This window comes from Micromonospora sp. NPDC049060, assembly GCF_040649055.1.
GTDB classification, from domain to species: domain Bacteria; phylum Actinomycetota; class Actinomycetes; order Mycobacteriales; family Micromonosporaceae; genus Micromonospora; species Micromonospora reichwaldensis.
Window position 1 is genome coordinate 45408 of the sequence record NZ_JBEZEV010000007.1, and the last position, 16247, is coordinate 61654.

14 protein-coding genes and 1 pseudogene are annotated in these 16247 nt (G+C 72.4%); 9 read left to right on the plus strand and 6 right to left on the minus strand.

Translation table 11 applies throughout. The features are described from left to right. Nucleotides 1-137 precede the first annotated feature (137 nt). Together AB0B83_RS05440 and AB0B83_RS05445 are read left to right on the plus strand one after the other, a co-directional pair. Nucleotides 138-1253, plus strand: a complete 1116-nt coding sequence (locus tag AB0B83_RS05440) for a DUF4185 domain-containing protein (RefSeq protein ID WP_357577110.1) — start codon at nucleotides 138-140, stop codon at nucleotides 1251-1253. A 101-nt stretch (nucleotides 1254-1354) separates the two neighbouring features. Beyond that, complete coding sequence (locus AB0B83_RS05445) at nucleotides 1355-1567, plus strand: hypothetical protein (protein ID WP_357577111.1); 213 nt, start codon at nucleotides 1355-1357, stop codon at nucleotides 1565-1567. 21 nt (nucleotides 1568-1588) lie between these two features. On the opposite strand, the gene AB0B83_RS05450 is transcribed toward AB0B83_RS05445, so the two are convergent. From AB0B83_RS05450 to AB0B83_RS05475, 6 genes are all read right to left on the minus strand, one after another. After that, nucleotides 1589-2614, minus strand: coding sequence for an FUSC family protein (locus tag AB0B83_RS05450; RefSeq protein WP_357577112.1), 1026 nt, complete (start codon nucleotides 2612-2614; stop codon nucleotides 1589-1591). 139 nt (nucleotides 2615-2753) lie between these two features. Beyond that, complete coding sequence (locus AB0B83_RS05455; RefSeq protein ID WP_357577113.1) at nucleotides 2754-3128, minus strand: sensory rhodopsin transducer; 375 nt, start codon at nucleotides 3126-3128, stop codon at nucleotides 2754-2756. Continuing rightward, nucleotides 3128-4345 (minus strand): D-arabinono-1,4-lactone oxidase, encoded by a 1218-nt coding sequence (locus tag AB0B83_RS05460; RefSeq protein ID WP_357577114.1) that lies wholly within the window; start codon nucleotides 4343-4345, stop codon nucleotides 3128-3130. The genes AB0B83_RS05455 and AB0B83_RS05460 overlap by 1 nt, the downstream gene beginning before the upstream one ends. Nucleotides 4346-4373: 28 nt before the next feature. Then, nucleotides 4374-4646, minus strand: coding sequence for a potassium transporter TrkA (locus tag AB0B83_RS05465; protein ID WP_357577115.1), 273 nt, complete (start codon nucleotides 4644-4646; stop codon nucleotides 4374-4376). Nucleotides 4647-4741: 95 nt separating this feature from the next. Then, on the minus strand, nucleotides 4742-5506 hold the full coding sequence (locus AB0B83_RS05470; protein ID WP_357577176.1) for a rod shape-determining protein: 765 nt from the start codon (nucleotides 5504-5506) through the stop codon (nucleotides 4742-4744). A 143-nt stretch (nucleotides 5507-5649) separates the two neighbouring features. Next, nucleotides 5650-5856: a hypothetical protein gene (locus tag AB0B83_RS05475; RefSeq protein ID WP_357577116.1), complete on the minus strand. Its 207-nt coding sequence runs from the start codon at nucleotides 5854-5856 to the stop codon at nucleotides 5650-5652. 92 nt (nucleotides 5857-5948) lie between these two features. On the opposite strand from AB0B83_RS05475, the pseudogene AB0B83_RS05480 reads away from it, so the two are divergent. The 7 genes and pseudogenes from AB0B83_RS05480 to AB0B83_RS05510 form a co-directional block, all read left to right on the plus strand. Next, nucleotides 5949-6143: pseudogene (locus tag AB0B83_RS05480) on the plus strand (hemerythrin domain-containing protein); the annotation flags it as partial. 141 nt (nucleotides 6144-6284) lie between these two features. Further along, nucleotides 6285-10001 (plus strand): nitrate reductase subunit alpha, encoded by a 3717-nt coding sequence (locus AB0B83_RS05485; RefSeq protein WP_357577117.1) that lies wholly within the window; start codon nucleotides 6285-6287, stop codon nucleotides 9999-10001. Beyond that, nucleotides 10001-11695 carry a nitrate reductase subunit beta gene (narH, locus tag AB0B83_RS05490; protein WP_357577118.1) on the plus strand — a complete coding sequence of 565 codons (1695 nt, stop codon included), beginning with the start codon at nucleotides 10001-10003 and terminating at the stop codon, nucleotides 11693-11695. The genes AB0B83_RS05485 and narH overlap by 1 nt, the downstream gene beginning before the upstream one ends. Then, entirely contained in the window at nucleotides 11692-12321 is a 630-nt protein-coding gene (gene narJ, locus AB0B83_RS05495) for a nitrate reductase molybdenum cofactor assembly chaperone (protein WP_357577119.1), read from the plus strand. The genes narH and narJ overlap by 4 nt, the downstream gene beginning before the upstream one ends. Nucleotides 12322-12361: 40 nt before the next feature. Further along, nucleotides 12362-13123, plus strand: coding sequence for a respiratory nitrate reductase subunit gamma (narI, locus tag AB0B83_RS05500; RefSeq protein ID WP_357577120.1), 762 nt, complete (start codon nucleotides 12362-12364; stop codon nucleotides 13121-13123). 36 nt (nucleotides 13124-13159) lie between these two features. Further along, a complete protein-coding gene (locus AB0B83_RS05505) occupies nucleotides 13160-14410 on the plus strand; it encodes an MFS transporter (protein WP_357577121.1) in 1251 nt (416 codons plus the stop codon). A 331-nt stretch (nucleotides 14411-14741) separates the two neighbouring features. Continuing rightward, on the plus strand, nucleotides 14742-16106 hold the full coding sequence (locus AB0B83_RS05510) for an endo-1,4-beta-xylanase (RefSeq protein WP_357577122.1): 1365 nt from the start codon (nucleotides 14742-14744) through the stop codon (nucleotides 16104-16106). Nucleotides 16107-16247 lie beyond the last annotated feature (141 nt).

Consider the following 16247-nt stretch of genomic DNA (forward strand, 5'->3'; position numbering starts at 1 on the left):
CCACTGGCAGGGACATTCTTGACCACGCCGGCCGGTTGGCCGTAGGTTCCAGCCCTACATCGACATTGCTAGCTGGATGTGGCGGGGTGCGGCCCTTCGTGTCGGGCCTCGCGGGATCCTTCGCGACAGGGACGGTCATGAAGATCACCAGACGCTCGCTGTTCGGCAGCCTCGCCGCGGCCGGCGTGGCCACGGCCGTCGGGCCGGTTCTCGCCCCCGGCGCCGCCCAGGCCGCCTCCTGGAAGAAGCGCCTCACCGGCGCCGACCTCGACACCAACCACCGGTGGCGGGTCGCGGGCACGGACCTCGGTATCCCGTACGTGCTGGAGAACGGCTCGATCGGCTATCTGTTCGGCGACACCTTCAACACCCCGTGGCCGGAGGGCCCGCCGGTGCCCAACGACTGGCGCTCGCCGGTCATGCTGCGCTCCGCCGTGCACCCCGGCGCCGCCGGCGGGATCGTCTTCGACAGCGCCGCCCGCGTCGCGGGCAACGGCCGCGCCCCGGAGCTGATGCACAACGGCCACCACGGGGTCGGCATCGACGGGCTCTGGGAGGTGACCGTCATCCCCAACGACGGCATCGCCTTCCCGGAGACCGGCCGCCAGCTCATCTCCTACATGAGCATCGAGAACTGGAACTCCGCCGGCCCGGCCGGCCCGGACTGGAAGTCTCGCTACGCCGGGCTGGCCTACAGCGACAACGGCAACGACTTCGTCCGTACGCCGCTGAAGTGGTGGAACAACGGCACCAACACCGACCCGTTCCAGATGTGGACGATGCAGCGCGACGGGGACTGGGTGTACGTCTTCTCGGTGCGCGCCGGCCGCCAGCACGGGCCGATGATGCTGCGCCGGGTCCGCTGGGACCGGCTGTTCTTCCCCGAGTCGTACGAGGGCTGGGGTTGGAACGGCAGCAACTGGGGCTGGGGCCGCCCGTGCACGCCCATCCTCACCGGCCGCTTCGGTGAGCCCTCGGTGCGGCGGCTGGCCGACGGCACCTGGGTGATGTCGTACCTGAACTGCGCCACCGGGTGCATCGTCACACGCACGGCGGACGGGCCGGACCGGGTCTGGACGGCCGAGCGGATCCAGGTCACCTCCTGGCAGGAACCGGGCCTCTACGGCGGCTTCATCCACCCGTGGTCCAGCCGGCGGGCCAACGACCTGCACCTCATGGTCTCGAAGTGGACCAGGACGCCCGACAACCGCAGCACCGCCTACCACGTCAGCCAGTTCGTCGGCTCGGCGTAGCCAGGCGCCGCCCCGGCCGACCGACGGCGCGAGGAAGATACCGACTGCATGTTGGCACGATGCCGACATGCAGTCGGTAACTTGCGCCCCCGGTGGTGGGCATGTTCCTAGCGGTACGCGAACTGCGGTTTACCAAGGCCCGGTTCGGCCTGATGGGGGCGGTCGTCGCGCTCATCGCGGTGCTGGTGGTGCTGCTGTCCGGGCTCTCCACGGGCCTGGTGAACGACGGCGTGTCGGGGCTCCAGCGCATTCCGGCGACCTCCTTCGCCTTCGCCGACGGGGTGCAGCGTGGTGAGCCACGACAGCAGCGCTGAGCATCGCCGCGCCGGGCAGGGTCACCGGTGTCCGGCGGCGGCCTGGCGGACCAGCCGGCGTGCCTCGTCGCGGGGGACACCCGTGGCGCGCAGCAGGTCGTTGGCGATGGTCCGCAGTTGGGACACGACGATGGTGCCGGAGAACCCGATGTCCTGGCGGCACGCCTCGCCGGCTGCCCGCACCGCCGCCAGCACCCGTTCCCGTGCGCCCACCGGCTCCTCGACGGCCAGGTATTCGCGGTGCAGCATCCGGACCGCCTCGCCGTACAGCTCGATGGCGGCGGGCAGGTCCGGCGGCACCGGTTCGTCGTCGCGCAGGATGGTTTCGATCCGACGCACCAGGGCGCGGCTGTTACGGAACGCCCGTTCCATGTGCTCGGTGCCGTGACTGTAGGCCTCCAGCACCCGGCGTCGGTGCCTGCGCAGCGGTGAGTGGCGGGCCACCTCCTCGGCGGCGACGATGACCTCGTCGAGCCGGTCGAGTTCCGGCTCCGCGGCGCGCATCTCGTCGAGCAGTACTTCGGCGGCGCGGGCCTCGCCGTCGGCCAGCGCCCGCGCCGACGCGGTCATGTGTTTGGCGAAGGTGTCGAGCGCGGGGTCGGCGACGCGCCGCAGCGTACGCAACGGGTTGAGGGGCACGATGATGAGCACGACCAGCAGCCCGATCGCTCCCCCGATCAGCGCGTTGAGTGTCCGGGGCAGTTCCAGGTCGGGGTTGGTCGGGGTGACGGTGGCGACCAGCACGCCCGTACCGCCGGCCTGGGCCATCAGGGCGCCGGTGCCGCGCACCGCTGCCGCCACGGCGACCGCCACGAAGACGATGGTGCCGGTCTGCCATGCTCCGGTCCCCAGCAAACCGATCAGCAGGTCACCCACGAGGATCCCAAGCCCCACCCCGGCGACGAGTTCGACGGCGCGCCGCGCGTGGTTGCCGATGGCGGCGGCGATCACACCGACCGCGGCGGCGGGGGCGAAGGTCGGGTCTTCGCCGCCCAGCAGCGTCCTGGCCGCCAGCCACGCCAGCGCGGCGGCCAGACCGGCCTGCACCGCAAGGATGAAGTACGTCTGCAGCCGCCGGTAGATATTTTGGCATTGCTGGCGCAGCCGTGAATCCGCCCTGGTTGCCTGCGGCTTGCATTGTGAGAGCGCCATGATCGCGGGTACCCGGTATGCCGAGGCCCGAACGTCAGGCAGGATGCGCCATGACGCCGGTCAGCGCGACGACGCCGGGCAGGCGGTTGTCCTGGCGCAGGAACTGCACCACCACCGGCACCGGCGAGCGCAGCAGGCAGCCGTAGGGACGGTCGAGGCGGACGGCCTCCGGGTCGATCAGGTCGTTGACCCGCACGTGCCGGATCCGTCGCGCGCCGACCAGGATCCGGTACGGCCCGACGGGCTCGGCGTCCTCGTAGTAGACGTCCAGGCTGACCTTGGTGTCCTGGTCGGTGGCGTTGAGCACGCACAGCTGGTCGAAGCTGGTGAACTCCGGTTCGGGACCGTGGCCGGTGAACGGCACGTGCCCGCCCGGGACGACCCACGTACGGGCACCGATCTGTGCCATCACGCCTCCTCGAGCAGCCGGGCCAGGTCGGGGGTGAGGAACACCCCGTCGGGGTCCAGTCGGCGACGCACCGCCTGGAAGTCGTCCCAGCGGGGATAGAGCGGACGCAGCTCGCGGGCGGTCAGCCAGTGCTTCTTGCCCCAGTGCGGCCGGCCGCCGTACTGCCGGAAGACCGCCTCCATGTCCCGGAAGTACTCCTCGTACGGCAGCGTGGTGTTCTGCAGGCAGGCGATGGTCGCCGTCGGCCGGCCGTAGGCGTTGCTGAGCCAGATGTCGTCGGCGGCGATGCTGCGCACCAGCACCCGCCAGCCGGCGACCCGGCGGTGCCGTTGCCTGATGCGCCGCCGCACCTCCGCGAAGCAGGCCGGCAACGCCTCCACCGGCAGCATGTACTCGATCTCCTCGAACCGCAGTTCCCGGTGGCGGGGGATGGCCCGGTGGGTGGGGGCCACGTGGACCTCGTGGGGCTCGGCCACGGCCGCCGAGCCCGGTACCCGCGGCGCGTGCCACACCCGCTCGTCCAGCGTCTGGTCGACGCGGTTCATGACCCGGACCTGGGTCAGGTCGTTGCGGGGATACCAGTAGAAGTCCATGTTGCGGTTGGTGTGCTGCAACTCGGCCAGGTGGTCCAGGGTCCAGGCGACGGGCGCGCACCAGGACCGGCGGTGCAGCTGGTAGCGGGGTTGCACGGCCAGCGTGACCCGGGTGAGCACGCCGAGGGCGCCCAGGGAGAGCCGGGCCGCCGGCAGGAGCTCCGGGTTGTGCTCCGCGCCGACCTCCACGGTTTCGCCGGTTCCGGTGACCAGCCGGACGCCGGCGACCTGGGTGGAGAGGTTGCCGAAGCCGAGGCCGGTGCCGTGGGTGCCGGTGGCTGTCGCGCCGGCGATCGACTGGTAGTCCACGTCCCCGAGATTGTCCATCGCCAGCCCCGCGTCGTACAGGCTCTCGCCGAGGGCCTTGAGCTTGGTGCCGGCGCGGACCGTGGCGAGCCCGTCGTCGTCGGCGATCACGCCGGCGAGCCGGTCGAGGCTGGCGAGGATCCCGTCGGTGCGCACCAGCGGGCTGGACGAGTGCCCGGAGCCCACCGGCCGCAGCGTCGTGCCGGTCTCGCGGGCCCGCCGCACCAGCGCCCGCACCTCGTCCTCGTCGGCGGGCTCGGCGTACTCGGCCGGGGTGAACGACAGGCTGCCGGACCAGTTCACGAACTCTCGTCCCACGTCCCCTCCCCCCGCCGGAGGACGCCGGTTACCCGCGGACGGGTGGGGTAGTCGTGAGGACGGCAGGGCCGGTGACGGTGACGTCGAGAGCGTCGAGCAGGCCCAGCAGCCCGGCGAGGACGACGGCCTCGTCGCGTTGCAGGGTGATGCCGCGGGTGGCGTCGGGGTCGTCGCCGTCCTGGTAGACCAGCTCACGCCGGCCCCCGCCGTGGTGGGTCACCACGCCGATGCGCAGTCCCGCCTCGGTGGTGAACATGTGGCGGTACCCGATACCGGGCAGAGGGGTCAGTTCGACGTCCATCGGAACTCCTTTGCTGCGGAAGGGTCGGGGGTTCTGTCCCGGCCGGACAGGTGACCGGCGGGCGGTGCCGCACGGGTCGGCGGGCGGACGCCCGGTCAGCCGGTGAGCAGCAGGCGCAGGCCGGCGAGCGTGGCGAGATGCGGTTCGGCGGGCATCGTGACGACCCGACCGGTCAGCGCGGCCAGTCGGGGCCCGAGTTCCGGGTGGGTCGCCCCGCCGCCGGTGATCAGCAGCCGACGTCGCCCCGGCCACACCGGCCGGGCGCCCAGGCGTCGTACCGCCGCGGCGATCAGCGGCACCTGGTCGAGGGGGTCGGGCACCTCGACGCGCTCGACCGCCTCGACCGCGCGATCGGCGATGTGCGCGATCTCGGTCCGGCCGTGTCCGATGTCGACGGCGACCACGTCGTCGCGGTCGAGATCGGTCCGGCAGGCCAGGGCGGCGGCCAGGGGCTCCTCCACCGTGGCGACCCGCCCGCCGAACGCGTGGCGGACCGCCGCGACCAGGAGGTCCTTCTGTCGCAGGGTGGCGGTGGCCGGCACGCCGACCACGACCGGGGAGACGTCGTCACCCGGCCGCCCGCTCGCCGCGGCCAGCACCCGCAACAGGTGTACGCAGCCGAAGAAGTCGGCCACCACGCCGTGGCGTACCGGCCACAGCAGCTTCGCGTCACCGGTGTCCCGCAGGGCGATGGCGGCACGTCCGACGGCCTGGGCGCCGGACGACGTGCACGCGACGACGGCGGGCTCGGTGACCACCGTGCCGGAGACCGGGGTCCACAGTCGCACCGTGGAAGTGCCCAGGTCCAGGGCGACGGGATGCCGCAGACCGAGGCGGGCGTACGCGCCGGGGGCCAGCATGTTCACCGCCCCCGTCGTGGGGCGGGCGTGACCCGGGGTCCGTCGCCGACGGACCGGGGCAGGCGGGATCGATCGTGATGCGGGGTCGACATGGTGCTCCAAGCCACGGGCCCGCGTCGCGGGACGCGGGAGGCGGACGGGCTTCAGACGGCGAACGTCAGCCCGGGCGGAGCGCGGTCGGCCGACCATGCGGGCACGCAGCCGGGAATGGCCCGGCGCGTGCTCCGGAAGACGATGCACAACCCGACGCAACGGGCAGCGGAGAGCACCATGAGCAGCACGGTCAGCATCAGCAGCGCCGGCAGCGAGACCCGCTTGCCGGCGCGGCGGAGGCCGTGCCGATCCTGCATGCCCCCACCATAGCCCGGCGGTGTGCCTACCGACCACGCCGTCGCTCGGGCGACGGACCGATCGGCCCTGCCGGCCGGGCCGACGCCGCGCCGAGCACGAGGACATCCACTGTGTGCTCGGCGCCGTCGACCACACCGCGCCCGACTGGCCGGCGGTGCTGGCCGCGTTGGACCGGCTCCACCGGCACATCGACAACGAGGAGCACGGCCTCTTCCCGGCTGCGGTGATCGCGCTGCCCATCCCGGCCTGGGACCGGATCACCCCGGGACCGGTCGCCGCCGGATGACCCGATGATCTCGGGACCTTCGGCCCGGTTGCCCGGAACGGCCGATCGCGACGATGGCTCTGGGCCCCCGCCCCCGGTTGCGCTTCGGCGTTCCCACCGCAAATGTGGGGCTCACGGTGGTCTACCGGAGGGATGAGCCTTATGTCACGAGCTACCGAGGGAGCCGGGCGGGCGCTGCTGGCCGTGGGCGGTCTGGTGCGCCGGGCGGAGGTGTCCGCAGACGGCCGGACGCTGCACCAGATCGGCGGGCGGGAGGCGGACGCCTTCTACCGGGACCGCTCGTCCTACGACAAGGTGGTGCGCTCCACGCACGGGGTCAACTGCACCGGCTCGTGCTCGTGGAAGGTGTACGTCAAGGACGGCATCATCACCTGGGAGCAGCAGCAGACCGACTACCCGAGCGTCGGTCCCGACCGGCCGGAGTACGAGCCGCGCGGCTGCCCCCGGGGGGCGGCCTTCTCCTGGTACACCTACTCCCCCACCCGGGTGCGCTACCCGTACGCCCGGGGTGTGCTGGTCGAGATGTACCGGGAGGCGAAGAGCCGCCTCGGTGACCCGGTGGCCGCCTGGGCGGACATCCAGGCCGACCCGGAGCGCCGCCGCCGCTACCAGAAGGCGCGCGGCAAGGGCGGCCTGGTGCGGATCAGCTGGGACGAGGCGCAGGAGATGATCGCCGCCGCCCACGTGCACACGATCGCCGAGTACGGCCCGGACCGGGTCGCCGGCTTCTCCCCGATCCCGGCGATGTCGATGGTGTCGCACGCCGTCGGCGCCCGCTTCGTGTCGCTGCTCGGCGGGTCGATGCTCTCCTTCTACGACTGGTACGCGGACCTGCCGGTGGCCTCCCCGCAGGTGTTCGGCGACCAGACCGACGTGCCCGAGTCCGGCGACTGGTGGGACGCCTCCTACTTCGTCATGTGGGGCTCCAACGTCCCGGTGACCCGCACGCCCGACGCGCACTGGATGGCCGAGGCGCGTTACCGGGGCCAGAAGGTCGTCGTGGTCAGCCCCGACTTCGCCGACAACGTCAAGTTCGCCGACGAGTGGATGCCCGCCCAGCCGGGCACCGACGGCGCCCTGGCGATGGCGATGGGGCACGTGATCCTCAAGGAGTTCTTCGTCGACCGGCGCACCCCGCGCTTCGTCGACTACGTGCGCCGCTTCACCGACCTGCCGTACCTGGTGACGCTGGAGCCGGGGACCGACGGCGCGTACCGGCCGGGCAGGTTCCTCACGGCCGAGGACCTGGGTGAGGCCGGGAAGGAGGCGGCCTTCAGGACGGTGCTGTGGGACTCGGCGACCGACGCGCCCGCCGTGCCGCGCGGCAGCCTCGGGCACCGCTGGGGCGAGCAGGACGGCCAGTGGAACCTCGACCTGGGCGACCTCGAACCGGCCCTGACCTGCATCGGCGCCGGCGACGCGGTCGAGGTGGAACTGCCCCGCTTCGACACCGACACCCCGCAGGTGCTGCGCCGCGGCGTGCCGACCCGGACCGTGCACGGTCATCTCGTGACCAGCGTGTTCGACCTGCTGCTGGCCCAGTACGGGGTGGCCCGCGACGGGCTGCCGGGGCAGTGGCCGGCGGGCTACGACGACGCCGCCTCGCCGTACACGCCGTCGTGGCAGGAGCCGATCACCGGGGTGCCGGCGGCACAGGTGGCCCGGGTCGCGCGGGAGTTCGCCGACAACGCGGAGCGCTCCGGCGGCCGGTCGATGATCCTTCTTGGCGCCGGGACCAACCACTGGTTCCACTCCGACGCGACCTACCGGGCGATCCTGGCGCTGGTGACCCTCACCGGCTGCCAGGGCGTCAACGGCGGCGGCTGGGCGCACTACGTCGGGCAGGAGAAGTGCCGCCCGGCGACCGGCTGGGCGCAGTTGGCGTTCGGCCTGGACTGGGTCCGCCCGCCACGGCAGATGATCGGCACCGCCTTCTGGTACGTGCACACCGACCAGTGGCGCTACGACACCTACTCGGCCGACGTGGTCTCCTCCCCCACCGGCACGGGCGCCTTCGCCGGCAAGCACACCATGGACCTGCTGGCCCAGTCGGCGCGCCTGGGCTGGATGCCGTCGATGCCGACGTTCGACCGCAGCCCGCTCGACCTGGCCGACGAGGCGCTGGCCGCCCGCCGCGACGACCCGGCCGGCTGGGTCGCCGAGCAACTCGGCGCGGGACGGGTGCGCTTCGCCTGCACCGACCCGGACGCGCCGGAGAACTGGCCGCGGGTGCTGACCGTGTGGCGGGCCAACCTGCTCGGCTCGTCGGCGAAGGGCAACGAGTACTTCCTGCGGCACCTGCTCGGCACCGACGCCAACCTGCGCGCCGACGAGGCGCCACCGGAGCTACGACCGGCGGACGTGACCTGGCGCAGGGACGCGCCGGAGGGCAAGCTCGACCTGCTGTTGTCGCTGGACTTCCGGATGACCTCCACGACGCTCTTCTCCGACATCGTGCTGCCGGCCGCCACCTGGTATGAGAAGCACGACCTGAGCAGCACCGACATGCACCCCTTCGTGCACGCGTTCACCCCGGCGATCAACCCGCCGTGGCAGACCCGCACCGACTTCGACGCCTTCCACGGCATCGCCCGGGCGTTCTCGACGCTGGCGGCGGAGCACCTCGGCGTACGCAGGGATCTCGTCGCGGCGCCGCTGCTGCACGACACCCCGGACGCGATGGCGACCCCGCACGGCCGGGTGCGTGACTGGGCGGCCGAGGGCGAGACGCCGGTGCCCGGCCGCACGATGCCGAAGCTGCTGGTGGTCGAGCGCGACTACGGCGCGGTCGCCGACAAGCTGGCCGCGCTCGGCCCGCTGATGGACACCCTCGGCACGTCCGGCAAGGGCGTCTCCGTCGACGTGCGGCCCGAGGTGGCGTACCTGCGCCGCAAGAACGGCGAGGTGCGCGGCGGCGCGGCCGACGGGCGGCCGTCGCTGGCGACGGACGTGCACGCCTGCGAGGCGATCCTCGCCCTCTCCGGCACCACCAACGGCCGCGTCGCCACCGCCGGCTTCCGCGACGTGGAGAAGCGCACCGGCGTACGCCTGGCGGACCTGGCCGCCGAGCACGAGGGCAAGCAGATCACCTTCGCCGACACCCAGTCGCGCCCGGTGCCGGTGATCACGAGCCCGGAGTGGTCGGGCAGCGAGCACGGCGGCCGGCGCTACTCGCCGTTCACCATCAACACCGAGCGGCTCAAGCCGTGGCACACGCTCACCGGGCGGCAGCACTTCTTCCTCGACCACGACTGGATGCACGAGGCGGGCGAGGCGCTGCCGATCTTCCGCCCGCCGCTGGACATGCACCGCCTCTTCGGCGAGCCCAGGCTGGGCGACGGCTCCGGGGCGCTGCGCGGCGGCAGACGCGCCGCGCCGGAGTTGTCGAGCAACGGCGAGCTGGAGATCACCGTCCGGTACCTCACGCCGCACTCGAAGTGGTCGATCCACTCCGAGTACCAGGACAACCTGCTGATGCTGACGCTGTCGCGGGGTGGGCCGACGATGTGGATGAGCGAGGCCGACGCCGCGAAGATCGGCGTACGGGACAACGAGTGGATCGAGGCGGTGAACCGCAACGGCGTGGTGGTCTGCCGGGCGGTGGTCAGCCACAAGATGCCCGAGGGGACGGTCTACATGTACCACGCCCAGGAGCGGGTGATCGACGTGCCGAAGGCCGAGGTCAACGGCCGGCGCGGCGGCATCCACAACTCGCTGACCCGGCTGCTGGTCAAGCCCACCCATCTCATCGGCGGGTACGCCCAGCTGTCGTTCGCGTTCAACTATCTCGGGCCGACCGGCAACCAGCGCGACGAGGTCACCGTGATCCGCCGCCGTTCGCAGGAGGTGCAGTACTGATGCGCGTGATGGCCCAGATGGCGATGGTGATGAACCTCGACAAGTGCATCGGCTGCCACACCTGCTCGGTGACGTGCAAGCAGGCGTGGACCAACCGGTCCGGGGTCGAGTACGTCTGGTTCAACAACGTGGAGACCCGGCCCGGCCAGGGCTACCCGCGCACGTACGAGGACCAGCAGCGGTGGCAGGGCGGCTGGGTGCGGACCCGCTCGGGGAAGCTGAAGCCGCGCTCCGGCGGGCGGGTGAAGAAGATGTTCGGCATCTTCGCCAACCCGAAGCTGCCGTCGATGCAGGACTACTACGAGCCATGGACGTACGACTACGAGCACCTGCTGACCGCGCCGGCGGGTGACGACACGCCCGTGGCCCGGCCGAAGTCCCTGCTCACCGGCCAGGACACGAAGATCACCTGGAGCGCCAACTGGGACGACTCGCTCGCCGGCGGCAACGAGATCGCCGCCGGCGACCCGGTGCTGGCGAAGGTCTCCGGCCAGGTGAAGCAGGAGTTCGAGAAGACGTTCATGTTCTTCCTGCCGCGCATCTGCGAGCACTGCCTCAACCCGTCCTGCGCGGCGTCCTGCCCGTCGGGGGCGATCTACAAGCGGGCCGAGGACGGCATCGTGCTGGTCGACCAGGACCGGTGCCGTGGCTGGCGGATGTGCGTGACCGGCTGCCCGTACAAGAAGGTCTACTTCAACCACCGCACCGGCAAGGCCGAGAAGTGCACGTTCTGCTTCCCGCGCATCGAGATCGGCCAGCCGACCATCTGCTCGGAGACGTGCGTGGGCCGGCTGCGCTACCTGGGGCTGATGCTCTACGACGTCGACCGGGTCGCCGAGGCCGCGGCCGTCAAGGACGAGGAGGACCTGTACGCCGCCCAGCGCTCGGTGTTCCTCGACCCGCACGACCCGGCCGTGGTCGAGGCCGCGCGGGCCGCCGGCATCCCCGACGACTGGATCGACGCCGCCCGGCGCTCCCCGATCTGGGACCTGATCATGAAGTACGAGGTGGCGCTGCCGCTGCACCCGGAGTACCGGACCATGCCGATGGTCTGGTACATCCCGCCGCTGTCGCCGGTGGCCGACGTGCTGCGCGACACCGGCCACGACGCGGAGGACGCGGGCAACCTCTTCGGCGCGATCGACGCGCTGCGCATCCCGGTGGAATACCTTGCCGAACTCTTCAGCGCCGGCGACCCCGCCCCGGTGCGCAAGGTGCTCAACCGGCTGGCGGCCATGCGGTCGTACCAGCGCCGGATCAACCTCGGCGAGGAGCCCGACGAGTCGATCGCCGCCGCCGTGGGCATGACCGGCGAGCAGGTCGACGAGATGTACCGGCTGCTGGCCATCGCCAAGTACGAGCAGCGCTACGTCATCCCGGCGGCGCACGCCGAGGACGCGCACCGGCTGGAGAAGATCGCCACCGAGTGCAGCCTCGACTACGAGGGCGGTCCGGGCATGGGCGGCGGCGGCCCGTACGGGCAGGGGCCGTTCGGGGAGGCGTCCGGCACGCCCGTGCCGGTGCAGGTGGAGACCTTCCACATGCTGCGCGACCGGCAGACCGCCGACGGGTTCACCGATCCCGGCGACGAGCCGCGCCGGGTGAACCTGCTCAACTGGGACGGCAAGGGCACCCCCAGAGGGCTCTTCCCGCCCCGCCGTGACGACGCCGGGCAGAACGGGGAGGAACGATGAGCGCACCCACCTGGCGGGCGGTCGCGGCGCGGGCCGCCTCGCTGCTGCTGCGCTACCCCGACGGCGAGGTCATGGCGGCGCTGCCCGTGCTGCGCGCCGCCCTCGACGAACTGCCGGCGCCGGTCGCCGACCCGCTGCGCGAGGTGGTCGCGTACCGCGAGGGCACCGATCCAGGCCAGCTCCGCTCGGCGTACGTGGAGCTGTTCGACTTCCGCCGCCGCTGCTGCCTGCACCTGACCTACTACACCTGCGGGGACACCCGTAAGCGCGGCGAGGCCCTCGTCGGCTTCACCGCCGCGTACAAGAGCGCCGGCCTGGAGGTGGTCGACGGCGAGCTGCCCGACTTCCTGCCCGCGGTGCTCGACCTGTCCGCTGCCGACGACGGCGGGTGGCGGCTGCTGCGCGACAACCGGGTCGGCCTCGACCTGCTGGTGGCGGCGCTGGGCCGGGAGACGTCCGTGTACCGGCAGGCCGTCGCGGCCGTACGGGAGATGCTGCCGCCCGCCGGCCCCGCGGACCTCGCCGCCGCCGCCCGGCTGGCCCGCACCGGCCCGCCGGTGGAGCAGGTCGGCCTGGAGCCGTTCGGGCTCGTCGACACCACGACCAGCCTGGGCGGCCGCCGGTGAGCGCCCGGAGCACCGCCACCTCGAACGGAGGGCGAGACCGATGAACACGCTGCTGTGGGTCGTGTACCCGTACCTGTCCCTGGTGGTCCTGGTCGGTGGGCTGATCTGGCGCCACCGGTACGACAAGTTCGGCTGGACCACGCGCTCCTCGCAGCTCTACGAGAGCACGATCCTGCGGTGGGGCAGCCCGCTGTTCCACTTCGGGGTGCTCATGGTCCTGATCGGACACGTGGGCGGCCTGCTGATCCCCGAGTCGTGGACCGAGGCGGTCGGGATCACCGAGCACGGCTACCACCTGATGGCCGTGTTCATCGGCACGGTGGCCGGCTTCTGCACCCTGATCGGCCTGGGCATCCTCATCGCCCGTCGGCGGCTCACCGGGCCGGTCTTCGCCGCCACCACCCGCAACGACAAGGCGATGTACGTGGTGCTCGCCGGCGTGATCGTGCTCGGCCTGTGGGCCACCGTGCGGGCGAACGTGTCGGGGCCCGGCTACAACTACCGCGAGACGATCTCCCCATGGTTCCGGTCGCTGTTCTACCTCAGCCCGGACCCGGAGATCATGGCCGGCGTGCCGGTGGCCTTCCAGATCCACATCCTGGCGGCGTTCGCCCTCTTCGCGTTCTGGCCGTTCACCCGGCTCGTGCACGCGTTCAGCGCGCCGGTCGGCTACGCCACCCGCCCGTACGTCGTGTACCGCAGTCGGGACGACCGGCCCGGGTTGCGGCCGGTCCGCCCCGGCTGGGAGGGCCCGCCCAAGCTGCCCACCCCGGGCGGGCGCCGCGACCGCTCGGGCCGATGAACGCGCCGACAGCAGGACGATTCGAGGAGGGCAGCGATGAGCACCGCCCGTGACGGACAGCCGACCGGCACCGCCCCGACCCCGGGCACGGCCGCGCCGGGGGCGTCGACGCCGGGCAGGTCCGGCGCCACGACCCAGCTCGTCCTGGCCACCCTCGGCTTCCTGGTGAACTTCTGGGGCTGGGCGCTGCTGGGACCGCTGGGACCGGGCATCAAGGAGCGCCTCGACCTCAGCTTCGCCGCGCAGTCGCTGCTGGTGGCCGTACCGGTGGTGGTCGGGTCGTTGGGCCGCATCCCGGTCGGCGCCCTCACCGACCGCTACGGCGCCCGGGTGGTCTTCCCGCTGGTCACGCTCGCCACGATCGTGCCGGTGCTGACCCTGAGCGTGGTCTCCTCCTACCCGGCGCTGATCGTGACGGGCTTCTTCCTCGGCATCGGCGGCACCGCCTTCGCCGTCGGCGTGCCGCTGGTCTCCGGCTGGTACCCGCCCGCGCGGCGCGGCTTCGCGATCGGCGTGTTCGGCATCGGCATGGGCGGTACGGCGATCGCCAACTTCACCACCGTCCGGCTCGCCGACGCCTACGGCGAACGGGCGCCCTTCCTGCTGGTGGCCACGATCCTCGCCGGCTACGCGGTGCTGGCGTTCCTGCTGCTGCGCGACGCACCGGAGCGCGTCCGCCCGACCGGGTCGGCGTGGGCGCGTCTGGCCACGGTGGGCCGGCTGACCGTGACGTGGCAGTTGTGTTTCCTGTACGCGGTCGGCTTCGGCGGGTTCGTGGCCTTCAGCGTGTACCTGCCCGCGTACCTGGGCACCGCCTACGGCCTGGACGCCGCCGACGGCGCGTTGCGTACCGCCGGGTTCGTGGTCCTCGCCGTCCTGGCCCGCCCGCTGGGCGGCTGGCTCTCCGACCGGCTGCACCCGGTGCCGGTGCTGGTGTGGTGCTTCGCCGGGGTGGCCGCCTTCGCGGTGGTGCAGGCGTTCGAGCCCGCCCTGCTGCCCGTGGCGACCGTCGCGCTGCTCGGGATGGCGGTGCTGCTCGGCGCGTCCAGCGGGGCCGTGTTCGCCCTCGTCGGCAGGGTCGCACCCGCCGACCAGGTGGGCGCGGTCACCGGGCTGGTCGGCGCCGCCGGCGGGCTCGGCGGCTTCGTCCCGCCGCTGGTGATGGGCTGGGTGTACGGCGTGCAGGGGTCGTACGCGATCGGTCTGATGCTGCTCTCCGACGTCGCGCTGGCCGCGGCGGTGTTCACGGCGGTGAAGATGGGCGGCCTGGCCAGGCGCGACCCCTGACGCGTTACGGAAGCATCCCGGAAAATCCGACCGGCGGGCACTCCACCTGATCGCACGAAGATCAGCACTGGTGCCCGCCGTTCTTTGTGGCTGCACGCTGACCTGCGGACACTGCGAACCCGCCGATGCGGCAGGCCCGACGACTACCGAAACTTTTCCGGAAATTCTTGCTCGGCCGCGCGCAGCGCTGCCATACTCCACATCCATCGGGGTCGATGACGGCGGGTCCGCGGCCCGTGCGCCGCAGCCCGCCGGGGCGGCCCTGATCCGGCACACCCCCACCACTCCGGTCCGCCCCCGACGGTGCGGACCGGCCCCGGAAGGAGCAGGAATGACCGAGAGGCACCCCCGGGACACCCGGTCGAGATCGCGTTCGCGGGCGCGCGCGGCCATCGTCGTCGCCGCCGTGGGACTGCTCGCGGCGACCGGCGCCACGGTCCTGCCCGGCGCGGCGAGCGCCGGGACCACGCTGGGCGCGTCGGCGGCGGAGCGCGGTCGCTACTTCGGCGCCGCCGTCGCCGCCAACAAGCTCAGCGACAACACCTACGTCACGATCCTGAACCGCGAGTTCAACTCGGTGACGCCCGAGAACGAGATGAAGATCGACGCCACCGAGCCGCAGCAGGGGCAGTTCACCTTCGGCAACGCCGACCGGATCGTCAGCCACGCCCGCAGCCGGGGCATGAGCGTGCGGGGCCACACCCTGGCCTGGCACTCGCAGCAGCCCGGCTGGATGCAGAACATGAGCGGCAGCGCGCTGCGCCAGGCGATGCTCAACCATGTCACCCAGGTGGCCACCCACTTCCGGGGTCAGGTCGTGGCGTGGGACGTGGTCAACGAGGCGTTCGCCGACGGCGGCAGCGGGGCCCGGCGCGACTCGAACCTCCAGCGCACCGGCAACGACTGGATCGAGGCGGCGTTCCGGGCCGCCCGGGCCGCCGACCCCGGCGCCAAGCTCTGCTACAACGACTACAACACCGACGACTGGACACACGCGAAGACCCAGGCCGTCTACAACATGGTCCGCGACTTCAAGGCCCGAGGCGTACCGATCGACTGCGTCGGCCTGCAGTCGCACTTCAACAGCGGCTCGCCCTACCCGGGCAACTACCGCACCACCCTGTCCAGCTTCGCCGCCCTCGGCGTCGACGTCCAGATCACCGAGCTGGACATCGCCGGGGCCTCGCCCACCACGTACCGCAACGTTGTCAACGACTGCCTCGCGGTCGCGCGGTGCACCGGCATCACCGTGTGGGGCATCCGGGACACCGACTCCTGGCGGGCCTCCGACACCCCGCTGCTGTTCGACGGCAGCGGCAACAAGAAGCCGGCGTACGACGCGGTCCTCGCCGCCCTCAACAACGGCACGCCCCCGCCGACCTCGCCGCCGCCGACGACCGGCCCGACCACCCCGCCGCCGGGCGGCAGCTGCACCGCCACCCTGCGCGACGGCACCCGGTGGGGCGACCGGTTCAACAGCGACGTCACGGTCAGCGGCGCCACCAACTGGACCGTCGTCGTCGAGGTGACGCCCCCGCAGAAGGTCTCCGCCACCTGGAACGGCACCCCGAGCTGGGACGGCAGCGGAAACGTCATGACGATGCGCTCCAACGGCAGCGGCAACGTCTTCGGGTTCACCACGATGGCCAACGGCACCTGGACGCGCCCGCTGGTGCGCTCCTGCACCGCCTCCTGACCGTCGGGTGACCGGACGGCCCCGGGGACGGCGCCCACCGCGCCGCCCCGGGGCCGCCGGGTGACGGCCCGGGCCGGGTCGCCGGCGGTACGCGGGACGCGACCGCATCCGCCGCCGGGGCGGCGCTGGCGCGGACCGGGT